At 71.4% G+C, this 23877-nt stretch carries 19 protein-coding genes; 9 read left to right on the top strand and 10 right to left on the bottom strand.

Annotated elements, in window-relative coordinates; all coding sequences use genetic code 11:
* The first annotated feature begins 47 nt into the window (after nt 1-47).
* Genes LUU90_RS20505 through LUU90_RS20495 form a run of 3 tightly spaced genes read left to right on the top strand, consistent with a single transcriptional unit; the run spans nt 48 to nt 2793 of the window.
* The gene (locus LUU90_RS20505; RefSeq protein ID WP_275005742.1) at nt 48-872 is read left to right on the top strand and encodes a polysaccharide pyruvyl transferase family protein; all 825 of its coding nucleotides are present in this window, start codon (nt 48-50) and stop codon (nt 870-872) included.
* A complete protein-coding gene (locus LUU90_RS20500; RefSeq protein WP_275005741.1) occupies nt 869-1912 on the top strand; it encodes a polysaccharide pyruvyl transferase family protein in 1044 nt (347 codons plus the stop codon). The genes LUU90_RS20505 and LUU90_RS20500 overlap by 4 nt, the downstream gene beginning before the upstream one ends.
* Nucleotides 1909-2793 (top strand): glycosyltransferase family A protein, encoded by an 885-nt coding sequence (locus tag LUU90_RS20495; protein WP_275005739.1) that lies wholly within the window; start codon nt 1909-1911, stop codon nt 2791-2793. Before LUU90_RS20500 ends, LUU90_RS20495 begins: the two co-directional genes overlap by 4 nt.
* On the opposite strand, the gene LUU90_RS20490 is transcribed toward LUU90_RS20495, so the two are convergent.
* A complete protein-coding gene (locus LUU90_RS20490; RefSeq protein WP_275005737.1) occupies nt 2765-4258 on the bottom strand; it encodes a lipopolysaccharide biosynthesis protein in 1494 nt (497 codons plus the stop codon). The two genes, LUU90_RS20495 and LUU90_RS20490, sit on opposite strands and share 29 nt — an antisense overlap.
* Nucleotides 4259-4512: 254 nt before the next feature.
* Between LUU90_RS20490 and LUU90_RS20485 the strand changes: the two genes are divergently transcribed.
* Together LUU90_RS20485 and LUU90_RS20480 are read left to right on the top strand one after the other, a co-directional pair.
* Nucleotides 4513-5844, top strand: coding sequence for an O-antigen ligase family protein (locus LUU90_RS20485; RefSeq protein WP_275005736.1), 1332 nt, complete (start codon nt 4513-4515; stop codon nt 5842-5844).
* Between the two features lie 114 nt (nt 5845-5958).
* Complete coding sequence (locus tag LUU90_RS20480; RefSeq protein ID WP_275005735.1) at nt 5959-7458, top strand: polysaccharide biosynthesis tyrosine autokinase; 1500 nt, start codon at nt 5959-5961, stop codon at nt 7456-7458.
* A gap of 30 nt (nt 7459-7488) precedes the next feature.
* Here LUU90_RS20480 and LUU90_RS20475 read toward each other — a convergent pair whose 3' ends face one another.
* From LUU90_RS20475 to LUU90_RS20455, 5 genes are all read right to left on the bottom strand, one after another.
* Entirely contained in the window at nt 7489-8469 is a 981-nt protein-coding gene (locus tag LUU90_RS20475) for a glycosyltransferase (RefSeq protein ID WP_275005733.1), read from the bottom strand.
* Nucleotides 8466-9272 (bottom strand): glycosyltransferase, encoded by an 807-nt coding sequence (locus tag LUU90_RS20470; RefSeq protein ID WP_275005732.1) that lies wholly within the window; start codon nt 9270-9272, stop codon nt 8466-8468. Before LUU90_RS20470 ends, LUU90_RS20475 begins: the two co-directional genes overlap by 4 nt.
* A 68-nt stretch (nt 9273-9340) precedes the next feature.
* Complete coding sequence (locus LUU90_RS20465) at nt 9341-10885, bottom strand: sugar transferase (RefSeq protein WP_275005731.1); 1545 nt, start codon at nt 10883-10885, stop codon at nt 9341-9343.
* Nucleotides 10886-11051: 166 nt separating this feature from the next.
* Nucleotides 11052-11582 carry a hypothetical protein gene (locus tag LUU90_RS20460; RefSeq protein ID WP_275005730.1) on the bottom strand — a complete coding sequence of 177 codons (531 nt, stop codon included), beginning with the start codon at nt 11580-11582 and terminating at the stop codon, nt 11052-11054.
* Nucleotides 11583-11739: 157 nt separating this feature from the next.
* Nucleotides 11740-13422 (bottom strand): DUF4012 domain-containing protein, encoded by a 1683-nt coding sequence (locus LUU90_RS20455; protein ID WP_275005728.1) that lies wholly within the window; start codon nt 13420-13422, stop codon nt 11740-11742.
* A gap of 499 nt (nt 13423-13921) precedes the next feature.
* Between LUU90_RS20455 and LUU90_RS20450 the strand changes: the two genes are divergently transcribed.
* The gene (locus LUU90_RS20450) at nt 13922-14473 is read left to right on the top strand and encodes a low molecular weight phosphatase family protein (RefSeq protein WP_275005726.1); all 552 of its coding nucleotides are present in this window, start codon (nt 13922-13924) and stop codon (nt 14471-14473) included.
* Between the two features lie 83 nt (nt 14474-14556).
* Entirely contained in the window at nt 14557-14793 is a 237-nt protein-coding gene (locus tag LUU90_RS20445) for a DUF2530 domain-containing protein (RefSeq protein ID WP_275005724.1), read from the top strand.
* On the opposite strand, the gene LUU90_RS20440 is transcribed toward LUU90_RS20445, so the two are convergent.
* The 4 genes from LUU90_RS20440 to LUU90_RS20425 form a co-directional block, all read right to left on the bottom strand.
* Nucleotides 14790-17963 carry a sacsin N-terminal ATP-binding-like domain-containing protein gene (locus LUU90_RS20440; protein WP_275005722.1) on the bottom strand — a complete coding sequence of 1058 codons (3174 nt, stop codon included), beginning with the start codon at nt 17961-17963 and terminating at the stop codon, nt 14790-14792. The genes LUU90_RS20445 and LUU90_RS20440 overlap by 4 nt on opposite strands.
* On the bottom strand, nt 17960-18802 hold the full coding sequence (locus LUU90_RS20435) for a DUF3027 domain-containing protein (RefSeq protein ID WP_275005721.1): 843 nt from the start codon (nt 18800-18802) through the stop codon (nt 17960-17962). The genes LUU90_RS20440 and LUU90_RS20435 overlap by 4 nt, the downstream gene beginning before the upstream one ends.
* A gap of 23 nt (nt 18803-18825) precedes the next feature.
* Nucleotides 18826-19200: a cold-shock protein gene (locus LUU90_RS20430; RefSeq protein WP_274995031.1), complete on the bottom strand. Its 375-nt coding sequence runs from the start codon at nt 19198-19200 to the stop codon at nt 18826-18828.
* A gap of 216 nt (nt 19201-19416) precedes the next feature.
* The gene (locus tag LUU90_RS20425) at nt 19417-20163 is read right to left on the bottom strand and encodes a TetR/AcrR family transcriptional regulator (RefSeq protein ID WP_275005719.1); all 747 of its coding nucleotides are present in this window, start codon (nt 20161-20163) and stop codon (nt 19417-19419) included.
* Between the two features lie 127 nt (nt 20164-20290).
* Between LUU90_RS20425 and LUU90_RS20420 the strand changes: the two genes are divergently transcribed.
* On the top strand, nt 20291-21211 hold the full coding sequence (locus LUU90_RS20420; RefSeq protein WP_275005716.1) for an NAD-dependent epimerase/dehydratase family protein: 921 nt from the start codon (nt 20291-20293) through the stop codon (nt 21209-21211).
* 62 nt (nt 21212-21273) lie between these two features.
* Complete coding sequence (locus tag LUU90_RS20415) at nt 21274-23862, top strand: helicase-associated domain-containing protein (protein WP_275005715.1); 2589 nt, start codon at nt 21274-21276, stop codon at nt 23860-23862.
* Nucleotides 23863-23877 lie beyond the last annotated feature (15 nt).

The raw sequence follows: 23877 nt of genomic DNA, 5'->3' as shown, positions 1-23877 counted from the left end.
CCATCGATCGGGAACAGCGACCAATGCCGCACTCGGAGCCGTCCGCCATGGAGATATTCGCCTGGAACCCTCGGCACAACAATCTCCCCCGTCCTTTTCGGGACCGGCTCATCGGCCCCCGGACGAACAACTTCGGCGACCTCCTGGGACCGCTCCTCGTCGAAGCGTTCTGTGACCGCGAGCGCCTCGGGCGGCCGGCTCCCGCCCGACCCGGGCGCCTGATCACCGTCGGCTCCGTGATGCACGTGGCGCGCGACGGCGACGTCATCTGGGGCGCAGGCGTCAACCCGAGCGTCCGGACCGCCCGGCACCGCTTCACGACTCTGGATGTTCGTGCGGTCCGCGGACCACGGACCCGCGCGTTCCTCACCGACCGCGGCCAGGAGGTGCCCGCGGTCTACGGAGATCCGGCACTGCTGCTTCCCGACCTGCTCCCCGTTCTTGCCCGGTGGTCCGCGACCAAGGCCCACACCCTCACGGTGGTCCCCAACCTGTACGACTGGAAGCGTCTCAAGGGACATCCGCGAGCGGTCGATCCCCGCTCCGGCGTGTGGCACGTCCTCCGGTCCATCGCCCAGAGCGAGCGAGTGATCGCGTCATCACTGCACGGGATCATCGTGGCCGAGGCCCTCGGCATTCCCGCCACGCTCCTCAGTGGTCACGAGAGGCCCTTCAAGTACCTGGACTACTACGAGGGCACCGGCCGCCTCATGCCGACACCGGCAGCGACCTTGACCGAGGCGCTCCGCCACCCGGCGGAGGCGCCAGACCTCTCGGCCTGGGACCGCAGTGCTCTGTACCAGGCGTTCCCGGCAGACCTCTGGGCCGGATCGACCGCCAACCGCACTCACGTCCCGATCGAGGCCAGATGACAGAGGCACTGGACCCCCCGAAGTCCCTGCACCAGATCCGGCTGGCGACACTCGACGTCCTCGCCGACGTCATCGGCACGGGCCGGGACGTCGCGCTGCTCCAGGCGCCGAATCAGCGCAACGTCGGCGACACCCTCATCTGGCTCGGCGAACGCGAGTACCTCAGAGCCCTTGGTCTCCGGTTGCGCCACGTGAGCGATCTCGGGGGGTACCGTGCCGACGCGGTCCGTGCGAGTCTGTCCGGCCGAGGCGTGGTGCTCATCCACGGTGGCGGAAACTTCGGCGACCTCTGGTACGGACACCAACTGCACAGGGAGCAGGTCGCGCGTGATCTCCCGGATCTACCGATCGTCCAGCTCCCCCAGTCCGTGTATTTCGACTCGTCCGCGAGGGCCGACCAGGCCAACACCGAACTCGGCGCACATCCCGACCTCACCCTGCTCGTCCGGGACCAAGGCTCCTGGGCTCGCGCCGAGCAGCAGCTACCGGACGTGCGGACACGGTACTGCTGGGACATGGCTCTGGGCTGGCGGCCTCCGCGTCGCGAACCCCGGTCTGTACGTCGCCCGCTCGTGCTGGCTCGCACGGACCACGAGGCCGCCTCTGGTCTCACCACGCTCGACCTCGGCGCTCGGCTCGGGACGCCGGTGGACTACGCCGACTGGAGAAATCTCGGGCCGGATGCCGTCGCCTGGCAGTTGCTCCGCGCCTTCCCCCGGCTTGCGCACCGAGTACCGGTCCTGCGCCGACCCGGGTTCCAGCCGTTGGTACGCGCCTGCATCAGCGCGATCAACGCGATCAACGCCCGCGGCGGTGTGCGCCTCCTCAGAGATCGGCCGATGGCTGTCGTGGACCGCCTGCACGCCCACATACTGGCCGCCCTGCTCGAGGTACCGCACGTTGCCCTTGACAACAACTATGGCAAGATCGGCGCCGTCTACGCCGAGTACACCCACGTCTTCTCCACCGCTCGGTTCGCGTCGGACCTGGACGACGCCGTGAGCCAAGCCCGGTCCCTGGCCGCCGAGGTGACCCCTTGATCGCCTTCGTCACGTCCCTGCGCCATCCCTTGAACTCGGACGACTACCCGCGGGTCGAGGCGTTGTTGCAGGACACCCTGCGGTCGCTCACGGCACAGGACCACCCAGACTTCGCCGTCTTCGTGGTCGGGAACAAGGTGCCAGGATTCCCCATGCCGGACAAGGCTCACTTCGTCACTGTCGATTTCCCGCCCCCGATCCTGACACGGGGGCCCAGAACCCCACGCGATGTGTTCGTCTGGGACAAGGGCACCAAGATCGGCGTCGGGCTGCTGGCGGCACGGGCGGTAGCGCCAGACCACGTCATGATCGTCGACGCCGACGACTTCGTGCACCGAGGCCTCGCGGGCTTCGTGGCACAGCATCCCGCGGCCCCCGGGTGGGTGATCACGAACGGATACGTCTACTCCCGTGCGCGCCAGACCTTCCAGCGCCAGCGGAGGTTCAACCGCGTGTGCGGCACGAGCCACGTGGTCCGCTACGACGCCTACGCAGTTCCGGACCGGCTCGACGCCCAGGCATCCCAGGCACAGGTCGCGGACGGCTACGGCGAGCGCCTGCACCACGTCCTGGGTGCCCACCACGACGCGGTGACCTGGTTCTCGGACAACGGCATGCCGCTCGCACGGCTCCCCTTTCGGGGCGCCGTGTATCAGGTGGACACGGGCGAGAACCACTCCGGGTACTCGCTGCGCGGCGCCTCCGTGCCGGTAACGCACCGTTTCGAAAGGACGTTCGGGGTACCGCTTCGCGACGCGAACGGCGAGCGCGTGTGGCAGGCGCTTGGCCCTCGCGCCGTCACCGAGCGCGTCACAGACGTCTCGCGGAAGGTCGTCCGAAGGGTCCGCACGGCTACGCCGCCTCGCGTACCCGGCCTCTGAGCATTCCCACCGCGCGCACAAGCAGGCGCGCGTCCACCCGGAGTGCTCGCCAGAGCGCCACCTCGACGCACAGCGTGAGCACCATCGCGACAAGAGCGACGCTCGTCGCCAACCACGGGTACGGTGCGTCGACCAGGTGCACCACCCCGCCCGCCACAGAGCCGGCGATCGTGTGCGCCACGATCAACCGGATCGCTCCGGTCGCCACACCTCGCACGGGCACGTTCGCCGCACGGCCGGCCCACCACAGGCTGACCGGCCAGAGGGCCGCCGTCGCCACCGTGTACCCCACTGCTACGCCCATCACCCCCCAGTAGCTCCCGGCGAGAACGGCGACGATCACGAACGGTCTGGTCGACAACGCCAGCCGAAACTGAGCCTTCGTCGCGCCGGCCGACATGAAGATCCAGCCCGGTATCGCCGTCAGGACCTGGAACACCCCGGCGACAGCCAGCACCGAGACCAGGGGGGCCAGGTCTAGCCAGCGCTCGCCCAGGACGATCTCGACGAGCGGTCGCGGTATGAAGACAAGGAGCATCAGCAGGGGGACTATGGCGTGCCCGAGGACCGACTGCCCCTGGACCACGTAGTGCGCAAAGGGGCCGAGGTCGTGACGCACCCGGGAGAGCACCGGCAGCGCCACGCGTGCGGCGGGCCAGATCAGCTGACCCACGGGGAGCATCATCATCTGGAAAGCACGGCTGTAGAGCCCGGTCGCGGCCGCACCGAACCGGGCCCCCACGACCACCGTGTCGACGTTCATCCCCACGTAGTTCACGGCCTGTGCACCGAGGAGGTGCGACCCGTACGAGACCTGCTCCCGGACCGACGCACGCCGGTCCGGGAGGCCGGGCCGCCACCCGGCCACACTGATCGTCAGGACTGTGGAGACCAGGACGACGGTGATCTGCTGCGCGACGAGGGCCCAGTACGAGCCGGTCACCACCGCCACCGCGACCGCGACGGACATCCCCGTGAACGACGCCACGACCTCGACGACCGCGACCACGGTGAACCGGAGGCTGCGCAGCAGGCTCGCCCGGAACTGCGCGAGGACGCCCCCTAGCACGAAGACGACAGCGATCCAGCGAGTCACCGGCTCCAGCTCCGGTTCGCCGTATGCGGCTGCGATCAGTGGCGCGGCGAACAGCACGACGGCACCTGCCACCAGGCCCAGCGCAGAGTTGATCCAGAAGAGGTTGTCACGCTGGCCCGAGGTCAGCGTCCGCGCTTGGACAGCTGCTTTCGAGAGTCCGAAGTCCTGCAAGAGCTCCGCAGCCCCGGCGAGTGCGAGCACCATCGCCAGGTACCCGTAGTCCTTGGGGTCGAGAAGACGCGCGAGCACTGTGAGCGACACCAGCTGGACACACACACGAGCAACCTGGGAAGCCATCGTGACGGCACCGCCCCTTGCGGCCTGCCGACCCAGGGCGGTGTCGGACTCCTGCGTCCCGGTACGGGCCAACGTGGTGCCCTCCCTGTGCTCGCAAGGACGTGACGGTCCGATCGACGTGCTTCGACCTTATCCGGGCGCGCCCGCCTCGGCAGGTCGGACAATACGAAGGTGGGTATTTGCCGAGGCTCGATCTCGTCTCGCTGGTTCCAGTTCTCGCGAATATCCTCGCAAGGACAGTTGCTCGCCCCTGACACAACAGTCTTCGGACCGCGCGCAAACACATTCTTGTGGTCTCCAGTACCGGCCAGGCGGGAAGTTGGACGATGACGCCTTCGACACGTGCTCCCAGTGGCAGGTCAGACCATTTCTTGAATACGGCCCGCGGACGAAACCAGTTCGAGCCCCGCCACACCGGGGCCGCCCTGACCACACTTGTGTTCGGCCTCTGTGTAGTGGCGGCAGTCAGCCGTGGCGTCCTGGAGACGACGGTCGGCAAGGACTTCGGCTACGCGCTGCAAGCCGCGCTACTGGCGCTTCTCGTGGTCACGCTCGGGGCCTCGGGCCCGGTCTCGACCGAGGCCTCGACCCGAAACGGCGTGCTGCTCTACGGCTATGCGCTGGCAAGCATCCTCTCGGCCGCGTACGTCAGCGTCTTCAAGGACTTCGAGGCCGCGTGGCTCTATGTCGCCGTGATGCTCCTCCTCGCGGTGCCGATGTGGTTCTTCAGCTCCCACTACTTCGAAACAGCTCCAAGGATCCACATCCCGTTCTGGATCGGCGCCGCAGGCCTGGCCTCGGTCGTCGCCGCGACCGCCCAGCAAGCAGGTTTGTTGCTGGACGTCCTGCCCGGAAGTGACATGGCGAGCCTCGGAGGCCTCGTGCGGCCGTCCGGCCTCAGCGGAAGCTTCCTGCACTACCCCCTGTTCATCTCCTTGGCCTTCTTCGTCTTCGCGCAGCTGTGGTCCAGCCGCCGACGGGTGGTGCACGGCCTGCTGGCCGTCGTCTTCGCTGTGGCGGTCGTAGCCAGCTTCTCCCGTTCGGGGGCGATGATCCTCATCCTCGGGACGGCCGCGTTCGCCATCACGTCGAGGGGTACGTCCCAGCGGATCCGCTTCCTGTTCGCCGGCATCGCCGCCGCGCTGGCACTACCTCTTCTCATGCGCGACACGGTCTATGCGGAACGCATCATCAGCTCGGTCAGCCTCGAAGGCGGCGGAAACGCCGAGCGGGTCGAGTCCTGGAGCATGGCACTCCAGCTGTGGGCAGACTCCCCCATGTTCATCGGGGGTTACACCGGCATGTACACGAACATCACACAGAACTTCGGTGAGGTGTCGTCAGGAGTCGTGGAGTCCGGAGCGCTGCAGCAGCTCGTCAGCATCGGGCTGATCGGCACCGTGCTCGGCTACGCGCTCATGTTCGCAACCTTCGCGGCGGTGCACGACCGACACGCCTGGCTCCGCGCGGGAACGCTGGGAGCGATTCTCGAGACATTCGTCTATCAGTCGGTAGAGGTCATCCCGTTCATGGTGCCGTTCCTTTTGATGCCCCTCATTTCAATGCATATCGCTGGAGACGACCAGACGTTTTGGAAGGGAACGGTCGAGCAGTTACCAGGACGTTCGGCGAGAACCTCACAAAAGGCAATCGGTTAGACCTCGCAGGCTTGCCCCGCACGCGGATTCTGGCCACGCTCGCTAGATTGTTTCTCACAGAACGACGCCGGTTGAGTGAACCTTGCACGTGCAGATCCGGACGTGAGGAGCCTCGTGGGAATCATCGACTACTTCAGGGTGGCCAAGAAGCGCTGGAGGTTCGTGGTGGTCCCCGTGCTGGCGTGCCTGCTGGCGGCTTTCGTGTACACGTACGCGCAGCCTTCTCGTTACACCGCACAGTCGCAGGTGTTCGTCTCCTTCAGCGCCGCACAGACCACGACCGAACTGAACGCGGGGGCCACCTACGTACAGCGTCAGGTCGCCTCGTACACGAGCCTCGTAGGCGCCGAGGGGGTCCTGGAGCCAGTCGTCGAGGATCTAGGCCTGGACATGGATGCCGATCAGCTCCGGGAAGAGGTGACGGCCGAGTCGCCGGCGAACACGGTACTCATCCACATATCAGCCACGAACGAGGAGCCCGTGCTGGCCGCGAAGATCGCGGACGCCGTGGCGGAGAGCCTCGCCAGGGAGGTTTCCGAGCTCGAGACCCCGGAAGGAGCGGCGACCTCACCGGTCCGACTGGAGGTCGTCCGGAGCGCGGCGGTACCCACAGCGCCCAGCGCGCCGAGCCTCCGTCTCAATGTTGCCGTCGCGCTCATCACGGGCTTGATGCTCGGCGCAGGTCTCGCCGCGCTGCGACAGGCACTCGACACGCGCGTGCGCTCGGAAGAGGACATCGCCGCCCTGACCGACACCGCCATCCTCGGTCACATCAGCATCGACGAGACCGCACGCGACCATCCCCTCGTCGTCCAGAGCAGTCCGGGTCACGCGCGATCCGAGGCTTTCCGTCGGCTCCGTACGAATCTCCAGTTCCTCGACCTCGACGGTGGCCCGCAGGCGTTCGTGGTCGTCTCGTCGGTACCCAACGAGGGCAAGTCGACCACTGCGATCAATCTTGCGATCACGCTCGCCGACGCGGACGCGCGAGTCCTGATCATCGACGCAGACCTCCGTCGGCCGTCCATCGCTAACTATCTCGGTATAGAGGGCTCGGCCGGGCTGACGACCGTACTGATCCACCGCGCCGAGCTCCGCGATGTCATCCAGCCGTGGGGGTCCGCAGGGCTCTTCGTCGTGCCCTCGGGCGCGGTCCCCCCCAACCCGGCCGAGCTCGTGGGGTCCCGGACCATGGCCAAGCTCATCGAAGAAGCCCGTGAGCAGTTCGACTACGTCATCATCGACACGCCTCCGCTGCTACCGGTCACCGATGCGGCACTGATCGCCAAGATGACCAACGGCGCACTGATGGTCACCGGTGCCGGCCTCGTTCGCCGTGACCAGCTCCTCCAGTCGCTCAGCAACCTCAGCTCGGTCAGCGCCCGCGTCCTGGGCGTCGTACTGAACAAGGCGAGCGAGGACGCAGGCGGGGACGACTACGGGTACTACACGTACGAGCCGCGGGACGAGCCCGCCGAGGTGCCATCCGCGTCGTGGATCTCCGCCTCTCCGAGCCTCAGGGCTCAGCCGGAGGACGGATCAGCGGCCCCTCCTCCGCGCTCACCGTGGCTCCCGTTGAGGAAGAATCCTGCACCGAGCGACACCACGCCGTGAGCCGTCGCGCGTGAGCCGTCGCGAACGAGCTCAGCCGATCGTCGTGCGGCGTCCTTCCCGAATCCGCCACACCACACCGACCGGGTAGCCAGCCATTTTTGCGACGTCGCCGACCACCACGACCAGGGGTACGCCGGCCAGCACGCGGATCGCTTCTCGCGTTGGGCCGGCCCGGCGAATCCAGGCACGCCGAAAGAACTTGGCAGAGTAGGCCGCGAAGCCAAGGGCGAGCACCAGGCGGGGCGCGGCACCTGGCAGCACGACCAAGCCGACCGTCCCGACCGCATAGGCGGCGTAGCGCACGGCATGGCGCCGGGGCCACAAGCCTGCCTTCCCGTCGCCACGTGCGTAGCGGTAGTACTGCCTCGCGTACGCGCGCCAAGTACCTCGAGCCGACCACTTCGCGATCGCCGCGGGCTGGAACGTGAATCGCCCGCCCGCTCGTCTCAACGCCAGGTCGAAGACAAGGTCCTCGCAGTAGTCGAGCCACTCCGGGTATCCGCCTGCCCGCTGCCAGGCACTGCGGGAGACGAGAAGAGAACGGCTCGACGGCAGGAATCTCTCCGGATCTATCTCGTCCAGGAGGGGCATCAAGACCGTCGCGAACACACGCTCGTTCCAGGAGGACCAGGTGGGCTCGAAGAAACCCGACACGACATCGTTCCCGTCGGGTGCACGGGCGTGTACGAGCTCCTTGAGCCAGAGCGGGTCCAGGACCGTGCCGGCGTCGGTCACCGCGATCAGATCGTGCTGCGCCAGCCGGATCGCCTCGTTGCGACCTGCCGAGATGTTCGCGCCCGGCATCTCGACGACCTTGACCCTCGTGGCGGCCCGCGCCTCCCACTCAGCGAGCAGCACCAGGGTCCCGTCCGTCGAACCACCATCCACGACGACCACCTCGTCCGGCGGGAGCGTCTGCTCGTCGACGGACCGAAGGAATCGTGGGAGGCTCCGTTCCTCGTTCAGTACGGTCATGATCAACGACACCGGGAGCAGGCTTCGCGTCGTCATACCACCGCGCCGCCAGCACCCACAGCGTCGACATCCCGGAGCCGGCCCGCAGACCTGCCGACGGGCACCAGGCAGTCCGGGTGCTTTCGGTAGAACCGCCGGGCCGACGCCATCTCGAGCCGCCACGCCGCGGCGGAAAACCCGCGTCCTGTCTCCCGGCCCCAGCCGTGCTGCCAACGCACGTCGCCATCGACCCTGACCCCCATGCCTAGACGCCCGGCCCGCAGCCCCAGGTCCGCGTCCTCGTAGTAGACGAAGAACCCCGAGTCCCAGCCGCCGAGCGCGAGGAAGTCGGCACGGGTGATCGCCAGGGCGGCCCCCATGACCCACACCACCTCGATCAGCTCGCCGGGCCCCGCGAAACGCAGGTACCTCTTGTCGCGCAGTCGCATCAGGTGCCGCACCTTCCGGTGCGGGTACGGGATACCCCGTCCGTTCTCCTGGAGCGAGCCGTCGGCGTTCACCAGCTGGGGCGCCACGATCCCCCCGTGCCTCCGCGTCTGGTCGGCGAGCGTCGCGATCCCGTCGGGCGTGACGGTCACGTCGGGGTTGCAGAAGATCAGCACGTGGGAGTCGGTGACCGAGGCACCCACGTTGTTGGCGGCGGAGAAGCCGCAGTTGGCATCGAGCACGACCACCTGTGCCCCCAACCGACGCGCGACCTCGCGCGAGTCGTCCGACGAGTTGTTGTCGACGACGGTCCAGGGGTACGGCACGAACTGCTTGCCCGCCCAGAACCGTTCCAGGGCACGCGCGCTGTTGTGGGTGACGGTGATCAGGCTGACCTCGTCGGATGACGTCACGGACTCTCTTCTCGGTGCGTGGTGGGGTCGGGTGGTCGGATCAAGCCGGGTCGGACCGGAGGGTCGGGTCAGTAGGACCCGCTGTGCGAGATCACCGCGCGCGCCGTACGCAGCAGGATCCCGATGTCGCCCAGCAGGCTCCAGTTCTCGACGTAGTAGAGGTCCAGACGCGTGCCCTGGTCGAGCGACAGGTCGTTGCGGCCGCTCACCTGCCAGAGCCCCGTCAGCCCGGGCTTCACGAACAGCCGGCGGCGCAGCGCGTCGTCGTACTGCGCCACCTCGAGCTCGATCTGCGGGCGTGGGCCAACGAGGCTCATGTCGCCCTTGAGTACGTTGAGCAGCTGCGGGAACTCGTCGAGCGAGTACTTGCGCAGGAACCGACCGAGCCGGGTGACCCGCGGGTCAGCCTTCGGCTTGTAGAAGACGCCGACGTCGCCGTCGAGCACAGCGGCAAGCTCCGCCTCTGCGTCCTGGCGCATGGTCCGCAGCTTGTAGAGCGTGAACGGCATGCCGTTCAGGCCGATCCGCTGCTGCGTGAAGATCGCCGGGCCAGGGCTGGTCAGCCGGACGACGCCCGCCAGCACGGCCATCGGCACGGCGACGACCAGCAGGATCAGGGTGGCACCCACCACGTCGAGGATTCGCTTGAGCAGGTGCTGCAGGCCCGAGTACCCCGGCGGCGAGACCTGTACGACCGGCACGCCGTCGACCGGAGTGACCATGAGCCGGGGGCTCGCGACGTCGGCGAGCGCCGGCACCACCACGAGCTGGGCGCCCGTGGGCTCCAGGTCCCAGGCGAGCTGCTTGAGCGCCTGCGGCGTGGCACCGTCGGACGCCGTGACAGCTACGGCGTCGACGTCGAGGGCGCGCGCCACGTCCGCCGCCTCCTCGATATTGCCGAGCACCGGCACGCCGTCAACCGGCGACGGGATCGACGTGCCGCCGGGCAGACACATCCCGACCACACGGAAACCCGCCTGGTGGTTACGTCCCACCCGGCTGCAGAGGTCGATGACGGCGTCTCGCGCGCCGACCACCAGGGTGCAGCGCTGGAACTCGCCGCGTGCCCGCTCGTGGTGCAGCTTGTTCGCGAGCAGCCACCGGCCGCCGGCCACGAGCGCGATCCCGAGCGGAAGGGCGACCGCCACGTACGACCGCGCCAGGTCGAACTTGACGAGGTAGCAGACGATCGCGGTGATCCCGAAGAGCGTGACGGTGGCGCGCACCACCCGCAGGTACTCCTCGCGGCCGGAACCGAGGACCCGCGGGCTGCGCGAGCCGACCATGCCGAGCGCGAGCATCCACGCCTCCGCGAGCACCACGGAGATGAGCACGTACTGCCCCCCGCGCGGCTCGAAGAGGTCCACCTCGACGCTGCGGTCGAACCGGAGCACGTAGCCGAGGGTGACGGCCGCTGTGACGGCGACGACGTCGAGCAGCTGCGAGCGCCGGACGATGACGTCCTGCCACGGTGCTGCCGGCCCGCGGTGCGGGGACGGAGCCGTCATGCCGGCGGGACGGGGGACGTCCGCATCGGCCAGCCGCCGCCCGAGCTCCGCGGCGCGACGGCCGGCACGGTCGACATCAGCCTGAAGGCGGTTGTCGATGGTCAAGATCCACTCCTGGGGGTTGTGTACCCGACCTGTTCGTCGTTCTGTTCCAGTCGATCTGTGTCGGTCGTTCTGCGCCAAAGGGCCACGCCACCGAGCCTCGCCTCACGGTGAGGTGAGGCTCGGTGCGTGGGTCCTTCGGAGATCCGTCCGAGGCTGGTCGGACGGATCAGCTGCGGCGAGCCCGGATGCGGCTCACGACGAGCGCGCCCACACCGAGCAGCAGCAGTCCTCCGGCGGCCGCGAGGTACGGGAGGCTCGTGGCGCCGGTCACGGCCAGGCCCCCTCCTCCGCCGTCCGCGCCGTCCCCGCCGGCAGCACCGGGCGCGACGGCGGTGATCGTGTATACGTCGGACAGCGGCTCGCCGTCCTCGTCGAAGACCTGCTCGGTGTAGTCCCCGACCGCGTGGACGGTGGCGGTGCCGGACACCTCACCGTTCTCGTCGAGCGTGAACGTCACGGATCTCGTTCCCGCCACCTCCACGGCCTCGTCGGCCGCGGCGGCGTCCCCCGCCGACGCGATATCGACCGTGACGGTCACGTTCGGGAGGCTGGGGCACGTGATGGTGAAGCCGAACGGCTCGCCCACCGTGACGACCGCCGACTCGAGCGCGACCGTGCACGGGAACTCGCCTGGACCGTACTCGTCGGCGGTTGCGACAGCTGCCGGGACCAGCACGGCGGCTGCGGTGATGGCCATGGCGCTGATGATGCGTCGAAGCATTGCTCAGTCCCTCGATGTTGTGGCGTTTGACTGCTGCGCGTTGCGATAAGTGCCTCGGCACCGGACTGCGCGACCCGGCATGTCCACCACGGGACGCGCGTTATCTCGGTCAGTCTGACCAGACAGGGCCCGGTCATTTCCCGGTAGATATCTTCACCGGCCTCGGGCCGGGCGTTACCCGAAGAATGACGTCCCCGTTCTGATGCTTCCCGGTGATGATTACATAGGTCACAGATGATGTCGCGCCCGGGCGTAGGGTGAAATCTCGGAATGACAGCCATATCTCATTATGTTTTTGGGGCGATAAGCCGACATTCTCGGAGTTCTCGGACGCCGAAACGACTCGGCCGCCGGCGGGCGCGTACACGAGGGAACGCAGGCGCACCTGGCCTGGCTGCTCCTCGCCCGGACCGACCACGTACTCGGGCAGATCTGCGACCTCACCTGCGTCGACGCGCGACCTGTACGTAACCGTCACGGCGAGCTCGCGCGAGCCATCGGGGCGAACCACTTGCTCCGCGACCTCCACGGCGGTGTCTACGTAGTAGCCGATCTTCGCCATCTGAATTCCCTGGGTGAAGACACCGACGACCGGGTGGTCGCCGTTCACCCCCCGGAGCGCGCCGTCGAGCACCGTGCCCTCCAGCAGATCGGCCTCCGCGGGCCTGCTGGACCACACGGACAGCCTGCCCGCGCGGGCCGCGGCGGCGAGCGCGTCCACCATCCGGGCGGGTTCGGGCACGCCTGCCGAAAGCGCGTCGAACGCCTGCTCCGCGACGTCGGCGAACGTCTGGTCCTGCTCCTGCGGTGTCTGCACCTTGTAGACGCCGTTGAGCAGGTACGACACCAAGGCGTCGCCGCTCCGCACACCACCGGGGCCGGTGTCGACCTCGCCCAGCATCGTGGCCAGCACCACGGGGTCGGTGGCGAGCACGCCGTCCACGGTTCGCCCCGTCTCGCGCCGCCACATCTCGCGCGCAATCTCGGCCGACCGGGGGAAGTCGGGCGTCGACGTGACGTTCTGCATCCACCGGCCGAGGTCGTCTCCGCCGAGAACCCGCCGCTCGTCGCCTGTCAGCTCGACCACGGGATCGCCGAACGGGCCCACGTGGGCGCCGGGGCGCTGGTCGGTGAGGGTGATCCTGCCCTGGTCCGCGTGCAACACCAGCACGGTTCCCGTAATGCCCCCGAGCGCCCGGGGCTCGGCGTTGTTCTGCACCAGCACCAGGTAGTCGCGGGGCCCATCGGCTCCCAGCATCGGTGGGACGAGCTGCGCGGCCCGCGCCGCCGTCGCCGTTGACATCCGCAGGTCGAGGAGCTGTTCCTCCAGGTCAGCGGTGGCGTCGGTGACCTGCGGCAGCATGGGCGAGCCGCCGATGCCCCGCACGCCCTGCAGCGCGTAGCCGACGGCCTGGTCGGCCCGCTGGGCCTCCGGCGCGATCCGCTCCAGGGGCGCGAGATCCACCTTGCCGTCCCGCGGCGCGAACGTCGCCGGGTCGGCAGCCCCGGCCAGCTCGGCGAGGCCGCTCAGCGGCCCCTGGGCCAGCCCGTCGACCACGGTCGCCAGGGTCGCGACAGCCTCCGCCGTGGGCCCGGCGACGGGCAGCCGGCTCACGAACGACCAGTGGGGGCCCTCCGTCGCGCCACGAGCGACGGACGCGTGTTCCCGCAGGTCAGCCATGGTTGCACCCAGGCGGTCGGTACGGCCCGCGGCAGCGTCCGCCTGGAGGGTCGCGACGTCGCGCGCCGCGCGCTCCATGGCGCCGCGGGCCCGCAGGGCGTCCAGCGCCACCCAGGCCACCAGGAGAGCGAGCACCAGCAGGAGTCCTGCCGCAGCCCACACGGCCAGGCGCAGGGTCCGACGCCGACGCCGCGTCCAGAACGCCGGCCTGGGCAGCGGTGGCCTCTTCCACGGGAGAGGTGGCGGATTCGTGCCCGCGGGACCGGCATGCCCAGCGACCGGCGCCGGCGAGTCGTGAGACCCGCGCCTCCTGAGCGGCAGGATCGCGGCGTCCGACGGAGGATCAGAATCGGTATGCATGTTCTGGGGCGGGTTCTCCGTAGGCGGATAAGCGGATGAAACCGCCCATTTCTCGCCCCATCCAGGATGTGTCACCGGGCCTCCTGACGGGTCCGTCGGCGAAAGTACGCGTTAGATTATCTTCGCGACGCCGAACGGGCGCGATGAATTGAAACTCCGTGCATTTTCATCCTGTGCATATGCACGGTGCCGGTCTACATAACGTGCGCATGCATTAAATGCATCTACACAGAACAATGTTGCACCGGTTCCCAGCGATAGGAAGGCATATTCCGTGGCGTTTCGCGTGCTCGCCGTCTGCACGGGCAACATCTGCCGCTCGCCCGCCGTCGAGATGCTCCTGCGGGGCGTGCTCGACACGTCCGTCACCGTGGGCAGCGCCGGGACGAACGCCCTGGTCGGACACCCCGTCGCCGAGCCCATGGCCGATCTCCTGACCGCAAGCGGGTTCCCGTCGGCCGGGTTCGCGGCACGGCAGCTCAGCCCGGTCCTCGTCGACGAGGCGGACCTGATCCTCGCCCTGACCACGGAACATCGCTCCCGGGTTGTCGAGGCCGTTCCGGCCGCCGTACGCCACACCGTCACGATCGCCGAGCTCGGCCGGCTGTCGAGCACCCTGGCACCGGGCACCGTCATCGGACGGGACGATGCCGCCCGGCTCGGGGCACTGCTGCCCGCCGCCCTCCAGGAACGACCACGGCACGTCGGCCGCTCGCACCACGACGGCATCGTCGACCCGTACCGCCGCTCCTCAGCCACCTACCGGCGCAGCTTCGACCAGATCGTCGACGCCCTGACTCCGGTCGTCGCCGCCCTGCGCGCCTGACACTGCCCACCGGTGCCTGAACTCACCCCGGCCGCGCCGCGCGCTCAGCGGGCTTGACGCACCCTTGTCCGTACACTGGCAAGGTGCCAACGATCCGCTCCCTGCTGGCCCACCCCGAGGAGCGTCGGCCCAGCCCACCGGCTCCGCGCGCCGATCTCTTCAGGGTCTTCGGCGCGGGCATGGTGCTGTTCGCCGTCGGGCTGATCGTGACGCTCGTCCTCCATCTCACCGGGCGGGGCACCCTGGAGGGTGTGGCGATCTGCGGCACCGGCATCGTGCTGGGCGGGCTCGGCCTGCTCTGGGCACGTCGCCACCGCTAGTCCCAGGCGCGCTCGGCGCTCAGTTCCTCCGCGCGTGCCGGGTCCCGCAGGGCCGCCTCCAGGAGCAGCGGGTCCGCCCCCGTGATCTCGGCCAGCGCCCGGGCGAGCCCTTCGGGCGAGGTGGCGTGTGCGACGCCGTCCGCGGGCACCGAGCCCTCCGACACCCACCACCCGACCCGCGTGCCGTCCACCGTCAGCGCGTCGTGACGCCGCCAGGTCGCCGGCGCGTCCGGCACGAGGGCCCGGACCCGTGGGTCGAGCTCGACCGGCTCCCCCGGTTCGTCGGGGACGAGGCCGGAGTCGCTCTCGTACGGCAGGTCCAGCAGCTCGGCCAGCTTCTCGGCGACGTCGGCCGGGGCGGGCACCACCGGACCGAGCTGGGCCCACCGCGGCGAACCCGCGACGGCGAGGTCGTCGGTGCTCTCCACGGTGATTCCGGCCGGTCCGAGCGCCGGGAGCCTGGGCGGTGCGATCGGTCGCGGGTCGTCGGCACGCGCCAGTGCGGTGAGCCCCGCCCAGACAGCGCGCGCGACGTCTGCCGACAGGTGCGGACGCTCCTCGCCCCGCACCTCGGGCAGCTGCCCCAGGACCGCCGACCAGTCACGTCGTGGCAGGTCGGCCAGGTCGTGCAGCCCGCCGAGAGCGGTCAGCAGGCTCTCGTCCAGACCGCGGGTCTCGGGCGGGGCGGGCGCCAGCAGCGGCGTGTCGCCGAGCGCGAACGGCGCCCCGAGCCGGCGGCGCAGGAACCATGCCGTGTACGACGCCGCCTCCCGGCCCGGGGCGTCCGGGGAACGCACCGGGGTCAGCAGCGCGCGACGCAGCTCCGGGTCGGCGGCGACCCGGCCGAGCCCGGCGGCGAGCGCGTCCCCGGTCGTGAGCGCGTCGAGGTCGGGCACGGCCGGCACGTCACCGATCCAGACGCCCGGACCGAGCTCGTCCGCGAGGTGCTCGAGGTACTCGTCCCAGTCGGAGAGCCACCCGGCCGCGTCGTCGGGCCCGTACTCGACGTCGTCGCCGTCGGCCGTCACGACGTCGGCGACCTGGTAGACGCCCAGGTCGGCACGGGCTCCGGCGGCGGCCAGCGGCCCGGCCCCCCAGCGCTCGACGACGTCGTCCCGTACCGCTGCGAGGTCCAGGTACCGGGCCGCCCAGGAACCGGGCAGAGCCGCCTCGCGCAGCGGCACAACGTCGCCGTCCGCGACGACCGGCAGCTCCCCCAGCCAGAACGGGAGGGGGCCGGGCTCCGCGGCGGCCAGCCGGACCAGCTCCAGCACCGCCGTGACCACGTCGGCGGGGTCCGGGTCGTCGAGCAGACCCGGATCCGCCGATGCCGGCCCCGCGGACGAGCTCGTGGGCCGAGCCGACAGGGCGTCGCCGAGCCGTTCGGCGGCGGGATCGTCGAGGAGGTCGTCCGCGGCGGCGAGCGCCGCCGACCGGACCGCCAGGTCCGCGAGCAGCCCGTGCGGTGTGGTCGGTACGGCGCCCGCGCGCTCCAGCAGGGGATGTGCGACGTCGGGGTGCACCACGCGGACGCCGAGCGCGCGGGCGACCGCGGCGAGGTGCGGAGCGTCGAGGAGCACGGTGCCGCGGGCGCCCCGCGTCACCCGGCCGTCGGCGAGCGGGAGCGGCGCCCCGGCGACCGCCTCGAGCACCGCGGCCTCCCCGGCGTGCGGCGCGAGGGCGTCGAGGACTGCACGGATCACGCCGGGTTCGGGCGGCACCGCCTCGACCAGGTCGGCGAGGTCGAGGGGCTCCGCCCCGAGGGAGCGAACGAGCGCCTGGTAGCGCACGGGAACGGGGACCAGGGTCGCGGGCGCGCCGGCGGCGAGCGCCCGGGCGAGGTCCGGATCCTCGCCGAGCGGCCCGGCGAGAAACGCCGCACCGCGTGGCGCGACACGCTGCGGGGAGCTTGGCGGATCGTCGGGCCCGGCCTCCTGGCCGGGTGCGCTCAGCGGGAGGAGCGGGGTCTCGCGCAGGGCGGTGTCGGCCGCCGTGCGGATCGCGGCGTCGAGGTCGCCGGCGGGCAGCCCCGTCGGCACCAGCCCGAGCACCTCGCGGTCCGCGCCGAGCTCACCCAGGAACGTGGCGTAGGCGTGCCCCGCCTCGGCGGCCACCCGGTCCGACGTCGGTCCGGGGAGCACGCCCCGCCGTCCCGGGTCGACGGGGAACGAGGCGATGAGCAGCGCCGGGAACGTGAGCCGGACGTCGGTGGCGGTCGGCGCGTGGAGCACCGAGCCGTCCGCGGCGCGGACACCGGCGGCGGGCAGTGCCCAGAGCACCGACCAGTCCGGGCGGCGGGCTTCGGACGGCAGCGCGTCGTCGGGGTCCAGCGCCCCGGACGCGCGGTGCACACGCCACCGCGAGCCGACGTCGCGCAGCACGCGGTGGGTCGGTGACGAGGTCGCGTCCTGCGCTCCAGGACCCGGCTGACCTGCGAAGTCATCCTGGATCGCCACCTCGTCGAGCGCCGGGAGGGCGAGCAGGAGGGCGTCGTCCAGCGCGGTGAGCTGGGCACTGACGACCGCCACGGCGTCGGCATCACGCAGGAGCAGCTCGACCACCGTGTCGGGCTCGTCCGGCGCGGTAGCCGGCGCGGGGAACGGGAGCCGCAGGACCGGCAGCGCGGCGCCGCGTGCGGCGGCCTCGCGTACGAGGTCGGCGCCGTGCCGGACACCCTCGCCGAGCTCCGCACGCATCGCGGCGAGCGAGAACCGCACCCCACCGTCGCGCGAGCGGACCAGCACCTCGTCCGACACGGACCGGACTGCCGCGAACCCGACCCCGAACCGACCCACGACGCCCGGGGCCCCGGCGGGCACCTCGCTGCCCGATCCCCCGACCTTCGCGGACGCCCGGAGGGAGGCCAGCGACGCGACACCCGCGGCGTCGAGCGGCGCGCCCGAGTTGGTGGCCGTCAGCCGCCAGCCCGCGCCGTCGGCCCGCCGCGGCTCCACCCGCTCCAGGCGCAGGGCCAGCCGGCCGGGTACCCCGGCGCGCACGGCGGCGTCGGCGGCGTTCTGCGCGAGCTCGACGACCACCCGGTCGCGGTAGTAGCCGCGCGCGTGGTCCTCCTCGGAGTTCGCGTCCTCACGAAAACGCGTCGGCGACGCGCACCACGCCTCCGTCACCGCGCGCCGCAGCGCACCGGTGCCGAAGGGGTCGGGCGTCACGCGGGAGATGCGTCCTCGCTGCCCGCGGGCTCGGCGGGCGCGGCCAGCGGTGTCGCCTCCACCTCGTGCTCGTCGATCAGCGGGGCGGGCGCAGGCCAGTCGGTCGGGTGCTCCTCGACGTCCGTCTCCGAGTGCGCGCCACAACCGTGGTCGAGGGAGACGACCTTGCCGTCGTCAGGTGACCACTCGTTGGCGCAGACCCCGAAGAGCTGCCCCATCGAACCGGACAGCGGGATGAGGAAGGCGCAGGTCATGCACTCGGCGGACGCCGCGACGGCACCCGCCGTGGTGGGCCCGCGCGAGCCGCGGTACCAGCGCTCGGCAGCCTCGGCCCTGCCCTGCGGGGACAGCACACGGGCGCGGGCGAGGGCGAGCTCGTCGATCGCCACCTCGTCCACCTCGGGGTCACCCGTCGGGGTGTACCCGGGCTCCAGCCGCGGGTCGTCGGCGCGGAACGGCAGCACGTCCCCGGCGCCGACGTCGCCCGGGCGCAGGCGCTCGGACCACGGCAGCCAGGCGGGGGCGAGGATCGCCTCGTCGCCGGGCAGCAGCTCGACCTCGCTGATCGTGGCGGTCCGGCCGCGCGGCACGCGCGCCACCGTGACCGTCCAGTGCCAGCCGCGGTAGCCCCGCATCGTGGCCGCGAAGCGGTGGGAGACAACTCGTTCGTCCTCGAAGAGGGTGCCGAGGTGTTCCCCGACGTCCTCCGGTCGCTCAGCGACCTCCTGTGCGGCGGCGCGCGCGAGCTCGGCGGCACCGTTCAGCACGGCGTCTCGGCTCGAGCGTGCGGCGATCCGCCGGATGGGTGTTCGTGCGGCGGGCGCGATGGTCGTGACCATGTTCCTCGGGACCTCGTGGGGGTTCAGGCGTCGAAGTCGTCTGCGACCTTGCGCAGCATCTTGGCGAGCGTCTCCGGATTCTTCGGATAACGCCCCTTGCGCAGGTCGTTCGCCACGCCGTCCAGCAGCTGCGTGAGATCGCCGACGATCACAGCCATGTCGTCGGCGGGCTTCCGCTTCGCCTTGGCGACCGACGGCGCGGCGTCCAGCACCTTGACTGCGAGCGCCTGGGGGCCGCGGCGGCCGTCGGCCACCCCGAAGTCCACCCGTGTGCCCGGCTTGGGGACGACGCCCTCGGGCAGCGCGGAGGCGTGCAGAAATACCTCGCCTCCGTCCTCGTTGGCGATGAAACCGAAGCCTTTGTCGGTGTCGAACCACTTGACCTTGCCGGTGGGCACTGCGACCTTCTTCTGTGCTTGTCGGTACTGCTCGTGGAAACTGCAGGACGGTCCTGGCTGCTGCGAGCTGAGCGCGCCACCTGGACCGGAAGCACCAGGTTACCGGGCGGAAGCCTGCCGCGTCGCATGCATTGCGCACTCTTCGCCCGGACGACCGGTTCAAGACCGGTTCAGGACCGGTTCAGAGCCCGGTCCGGGCGGTTCGCCCGCAGCGTCTCACGCCCGGATACCCAGGTCCGCGGCGAGCCGGAGCGCCACCTCGTCCAGCCACGCCTCGGGATCGGCTATCGAGCCCACCTGGTGCCCGAACAGCTCGAACGAGATCACGCCGAACAGCTCGGTCCATGCCATGACGGCGCGGCGGACCGTCTCGGGCAGCTCGGGATCCGACGGCTCGGTGCCCGTCATGAGCCCGTGCCTCGCCACGAAGTCCAGCGCCGGCGCGATGGTGTCCGGAGGGGACACGACGCCCGGGGTGGAGCCCGCGGACGGGATCACCCGCGGGCGCGCGCCGGCCGCGTAGGCGTCTCCCACGATGCGGATGAGTACCCGCACGACCCGGGTGGCCGGGTCGACGGTGTCGCGCGGGGCGGCGTAGCCGGGCACCGGCGTGCCGTAGAGCAGCCCGAACTCCCCCGGGTGCCCGACGCACCAGGTCCGGACGGCGCGGAAGGTGGCGAGCCAGCGGCCGGTGACGTCCGACCGGTCGGCGACGCCGGCGTCCGCGGCCTCCGCAGCGGTGCCGAGCTCGTCGTACGACTCGATGAGCAGGGCGGTGAGCAGGGCGTCCCGGCTCGGGAAGTACCGGTAGACGGCCGAGGAGACCATCTCGACGTCGCGGGCCACGGCACGGAGCGACAGCGCGGCGGCGCCGTCCGTGCTCAGCCGTGCACGGGCGGAGTCGAGGATCTCGCGGGTGATGGCCTCGCGGGCGAGGGCTCGGGCGGTTCGGGCCGGGCTCATGCGGTCCAGGGTGGCACGAACAGATCACCGCACACAAACGCGAGCACCGCTCTTGCCAAGGCGCACTCGCTCGTGCCACGCTGACGGTACGCAACGAGAGCACCGCTCTCAGAATGGAGCAATGATCATGTCGGATCGTCACCTCATCGTCGGCGCCGGCCCCATCGGCCGCCACGTCGCCGCCCTCCTGGCCGAGCGCGGTTCACGCGTCACCGTCGTGAGTCGTTCCGGCCGCGGCACCGGGATCGACGGCGTCGAGCACCTCGCCCTCGACGCCTCGGACGCCGACGCGCTGGCCCGCGCCGCCGAGGGCACGGACCACCTCTACAACTGCGCCAACCCGGCCGACTACACCCAGTGGGAGCGCGTCTGGCCGCCGCTCGCCGCGTCGCTCCTGTCGGCCGCCGAACGGTCCGGCGCCGTCTACGCGATCACCGGCACGCTCTACCCCTACGGACCGGTCGACGTCCCCATCTCGGAGGACCTGCCCGACGCCGCGACCGACCACAAGGGGCGCCTCCGCGCCCGGATGTGGGCGGACGCCAAGGCGGCGCACGACGCCGGACGGATCCGTGCCGTCGAGATCCGCGGCTCCGACTACATGGGGCGCGGTGTCGGGGGCAACGGCCACATCTCGCGCCTGGTCCCCGACGCACTGCGGGGCAGGCGCGCCCTGATGATGGGCCGGACGGACCAGCCCCACACCTTCACCGACGTCGCGGACGCGGCCCGCACCCTGGTCGCCGCCGCCGAGGACCCGGGTGCCCACGGCCGGGTGTGGCACGTGCCGAGCAACCCGGCGGTCACCCAGACACAGGCGCTCACCGACGTCCTGGCGAGCGCCGGCAAGCCGCCGGTGAGGATCTCCTCCCTGCGCGGCGCCGCCCTGAGTGCGGCCGCCCTGGCCTCCCCGTTCCTGCGGGAGATGCGCGAGATCATCTACCAGTGGGAACGTCCGTACGTCCTGGACGACTCGGCGGCCCGCACCCGCTTCGGCATCGAACCGACGCCGTGGGAGGAGGTCTGCCGCCGCACCGCGCGGGTCTGACGGACACCCGGGGCGTGGACCGGCCGGACTCCGGTCCAGGAAACGCGCGTAGCATCATCAGGATGGCCTCCTCGCTCCCCGCAGCGCCGGCGGCGGCCACGCGGCACTTCGCCGACGACCTCCGGCAGCGCTCGGACACCGCGCTCGCCGCGCTTCTGCGCGCCCGTCCTGATCTTGCAGCCCCCTCTCCCTCGACGCTCCGCTCGCTCGCGGCCCGCGCCTCCAGTCGTACCTCGCTCGAGCGAGCCCTCGCGCGCGCCGACGCGCTCACCCTGCAGGTCCTGGAGGCCGTGCTCGCCCTGGAGCCGGTCCGCCCGCCGTCCGGGCCGATCAGCACCGAGATGGTCACCTGGGCGCTGGGCGGTTCGGCGGAGGACGGCCCCCTGGTCGACGCCGCCGTCCGCCGCGCCGTCGACCAGGCACTGCTCTGGGACGCCGGGGGCGCGTACGGCACCACGCTCGACCTGCGCACGGCGCCCGGTCTCGACGAGCTGCTGGGTCCGAACCCGGCGGGCCTGGGGCCGCACCTCGATCCCGTCCCGGACGGCCTGACCGAGGCGGTCGGGGACGCGCTCGGGTCCGCCCGGAGCGGCACCGGGACGACAGCGGCGCTCGACACGCTTCTCGCCGAGGCCCCGCCCGGTGCCCGCGCGATCCTCGACGCGCTCGCCTGGGGTCCGCCGGTCGGTGTCGTGCCTGCCGCGGGCACCCGGCCGCGCGACGCGGTGAACTGGCTGGTCACCGAGCACCTCCTGGTCCGGTCGGACGCGCGGCACGTCGTGCTGCCGCGCCTGGTCGGGCTGGCGCTCCGCGACGGGCACACCCATCGCGCCGCGCACACGCGTCCACCCGAGCCGCAGGGCCGCGCCGTCCGGACCGCGACCGCCGACGCCGAGGCGGCGAGCGCCGCTCTCGAGCTCGTCCGACGGGTCCGGCTGCTGCGCCAGTCCTGGGACGAGAACCCGCCGTCGGTCCTGCGGGCCGGGGGCCTGGGCGTACGGGATCTGCGCAGGGTCGCGACCCTGCTGGAGACGGACGAGCGCGCGACCGCGTTCGTGGTCGAGGTCGCCGCCCTCGCGGGCCTGGTGCGCGACGACGGTGACGCGCCTCCGGCGTACGTGCCGACCGTCACCGACTGGGACGACCTGGACGACGCCGCCCGCTGGGCGCGGCTGGTCGAGGCCTGGCTGGCCTCTCGCCGCGCGCCGTGGCTGGTGGGCTCGCGCGACGACAAGGGGGCGCTCCGGGCGCCGCTGTCCCCCGACCTCCAGCGGCCGTGGGTACCCCGGCTGCGCAACGGCGTGCTGCGGGTGCTGGCGGACGAACCGACCGGCGACACGGTCCTCGCCCCCACGCCCGAGGCGGTGGTCGAGGTGCTGACCTGGCACACGCCGCGCTCCGTGCCGCCGGCGACCGCCGTCGAGGGCCTGCTCGCCGAGGCGGAATGGCTGGGTGTGACCGGGGCCGGCGCGCTCTCGACACCGGGCCGCGCCCTGCTGGCCACCCCGGCCGGCGATGTCGCCGGGGCGCTGCGCGCCGTCCTGCCGCACGAGGTGGACGAGATCCTGCTCCAGGGCGACCTGACGGGGATAGTCCCCGGGCGTCCGTCGCGCGAGCTCGCGCGGCTCCTGGAGCGGTCGACGGACATCGAGTCGCGGGGTGCCGCGACGACCGTGCGGTTCAGCCCGGCGTCCGTCACGCGGGCGCTCGATCAGGGCGAGACCGCTGACGGCATGCTCGACGAGCTCGCCCACCGGTCGCCCGTGCCGGTACCGCAGCCCCTGGAGTACCTGGTCCGGGACACCGCCCGGCGGCACGGTGCGGTGCGGGTGGGCACGGCGTCGTCGTACCTGCGCGCCGCCGACGCCACGGTGCTGGCGGGCCTGGAGTACGACCCGACGCTCGTCGGCCTCGGCCTGGTGCGGCTCGCTCCGACGGTGCTCGCGGCGTCCGTCCCCGCGGCCACCCTGCACGAGGCCCTGCGCAAGCGCGGCCTGGTCTCCGCCCTCGAGGGGCCGGACGGGCGCGTGCTCGTGGCCCGCCGCGGTGTGACGGGCCGGGCGATGCCCGCTCCCCGTTCGGCGGCCGCCATCCGGATGGGCACCGGATCCGACGTCGTCGACCGTGCTCCCGACCCGGAGGCCCTGGTCGCCGAGCTGCGCGCCGTCGAGGACGCGGCGCGCGCCGGTGCGCGGGCAAGGGCCGACGCGGCGGAGGTGGCGCGGACGGTCTCGACGTCCGGTGGCAGCCTCCCGCTGCGCGGCTACCGGGTGGTCGGTCCCGTGACCAGGACGGAGACGCCGGGCGACCGGCCGCGGCAGGGTGCCCTGGAGCCGCTGCCGGCGGCCGACGCCCCTGCCCTGGACCGTCCGGTGACCCGGGCCGCGGTCCCCGACCCCGACGCGCTCGACGACGACCCGGGAACACAGCACCCCGCTGACGGGTTGGCATTGCTGCGTGATGCGCTCCGCGACGGCTCCACGGTGATCGTCGAGGTGGCCGGCCACACCGGCCGGCTGGAGCGCCGCGAGCTGAAACCCCTGAACCTCGACGGCGGAAGGCTCCGTGCTCTCGACCCGGACAGAGAGGCCGAGCTGACGATCGCCGTCCACCGCATCGCGTCGGTCCTGCCGACGACATCCACGCCGTAGGCCGCAGTCCCGCCG

Source organism: Promicromonospora iranensis, from assembly GCF_028994775.1.
Lineage (GTDB): Bacteria > Actinomycetota > Actinomycetes > Actinomycetales > Cellulomonadaceae > Promicromonospora > Promicromonospora iranensis_A.
This window is presented reverse-complemented; position numbering and strand designations above follow the sequence as displayed.

Excerpts from the sequence above, each read along its gene's own strand:
- LUU90_RS20505 (WP_275005742.1), top strand. The coding sequence starts at position 48 with ATGGAGATATTCGCCTGGAACCCTCGGCACAACAATCTCCCCCGTCCT.
- LUU90_RS20460 (WP_275005730.1), bottom strand. The coding sequence starts at position 11,582 with ATGGCCATCACCGCAGCCGCCGTGCTGGTCCCGGCAGCTGTCGCAACC.
- LUU90_RS20485 (WP_275005736.1), top strand. The coding sequence starts at position 4,513 with ATGACGCCTTCGACACGTGCTCCCAGTGGCAGGTCAGACCATTTCTTG.
- LUU90_RS20500 (WP_275005741.1), top strand. The coding sequence starts at position 869 with ATGACAGAGGCACTGGACCCCCCGAAGTCCCTGCACCAGATCCGGCTG.
- LUU90_RS20420 (WP_275005716.1), top strand. The coding sequence starts at position 20,291 with ATGTCGGATCGTCACCTCATCGTCGGCGCCGGCCCCATCGGCCGCCAC.
- LUU90_RS20435 (WP_275005721.1), bottom strand. The coding sequence starts at position 18,802 with ATGGTCACGACCATCGCGCCCGCCGCACGAACACCCATCCGGCGGATC.
- LUU90_RS20475 (WP_275005733.1), bottom strand. The coding sequence starts at position 8,469 with ATGACGACGCGAAGCCTGCTCCCGGTGTCGTTGATCATGACCGTACTG.
- LUU90_RS20425 (WP_275005719.1), bottom strand. The coding sequence starts at position 20,163 with ATGAGCCCGGCCCGAACCGCCCGAGCCCTCGCCCGCGAGGCCATCACC.
- LUU90_RS20415 (WP_275005715.1), top strand. The coding sequence starts at position 21,274 with ATGGCCTCCTCGCTCCCCGCAGCGCCGGCGGCGGCCACGCGGCACTTC.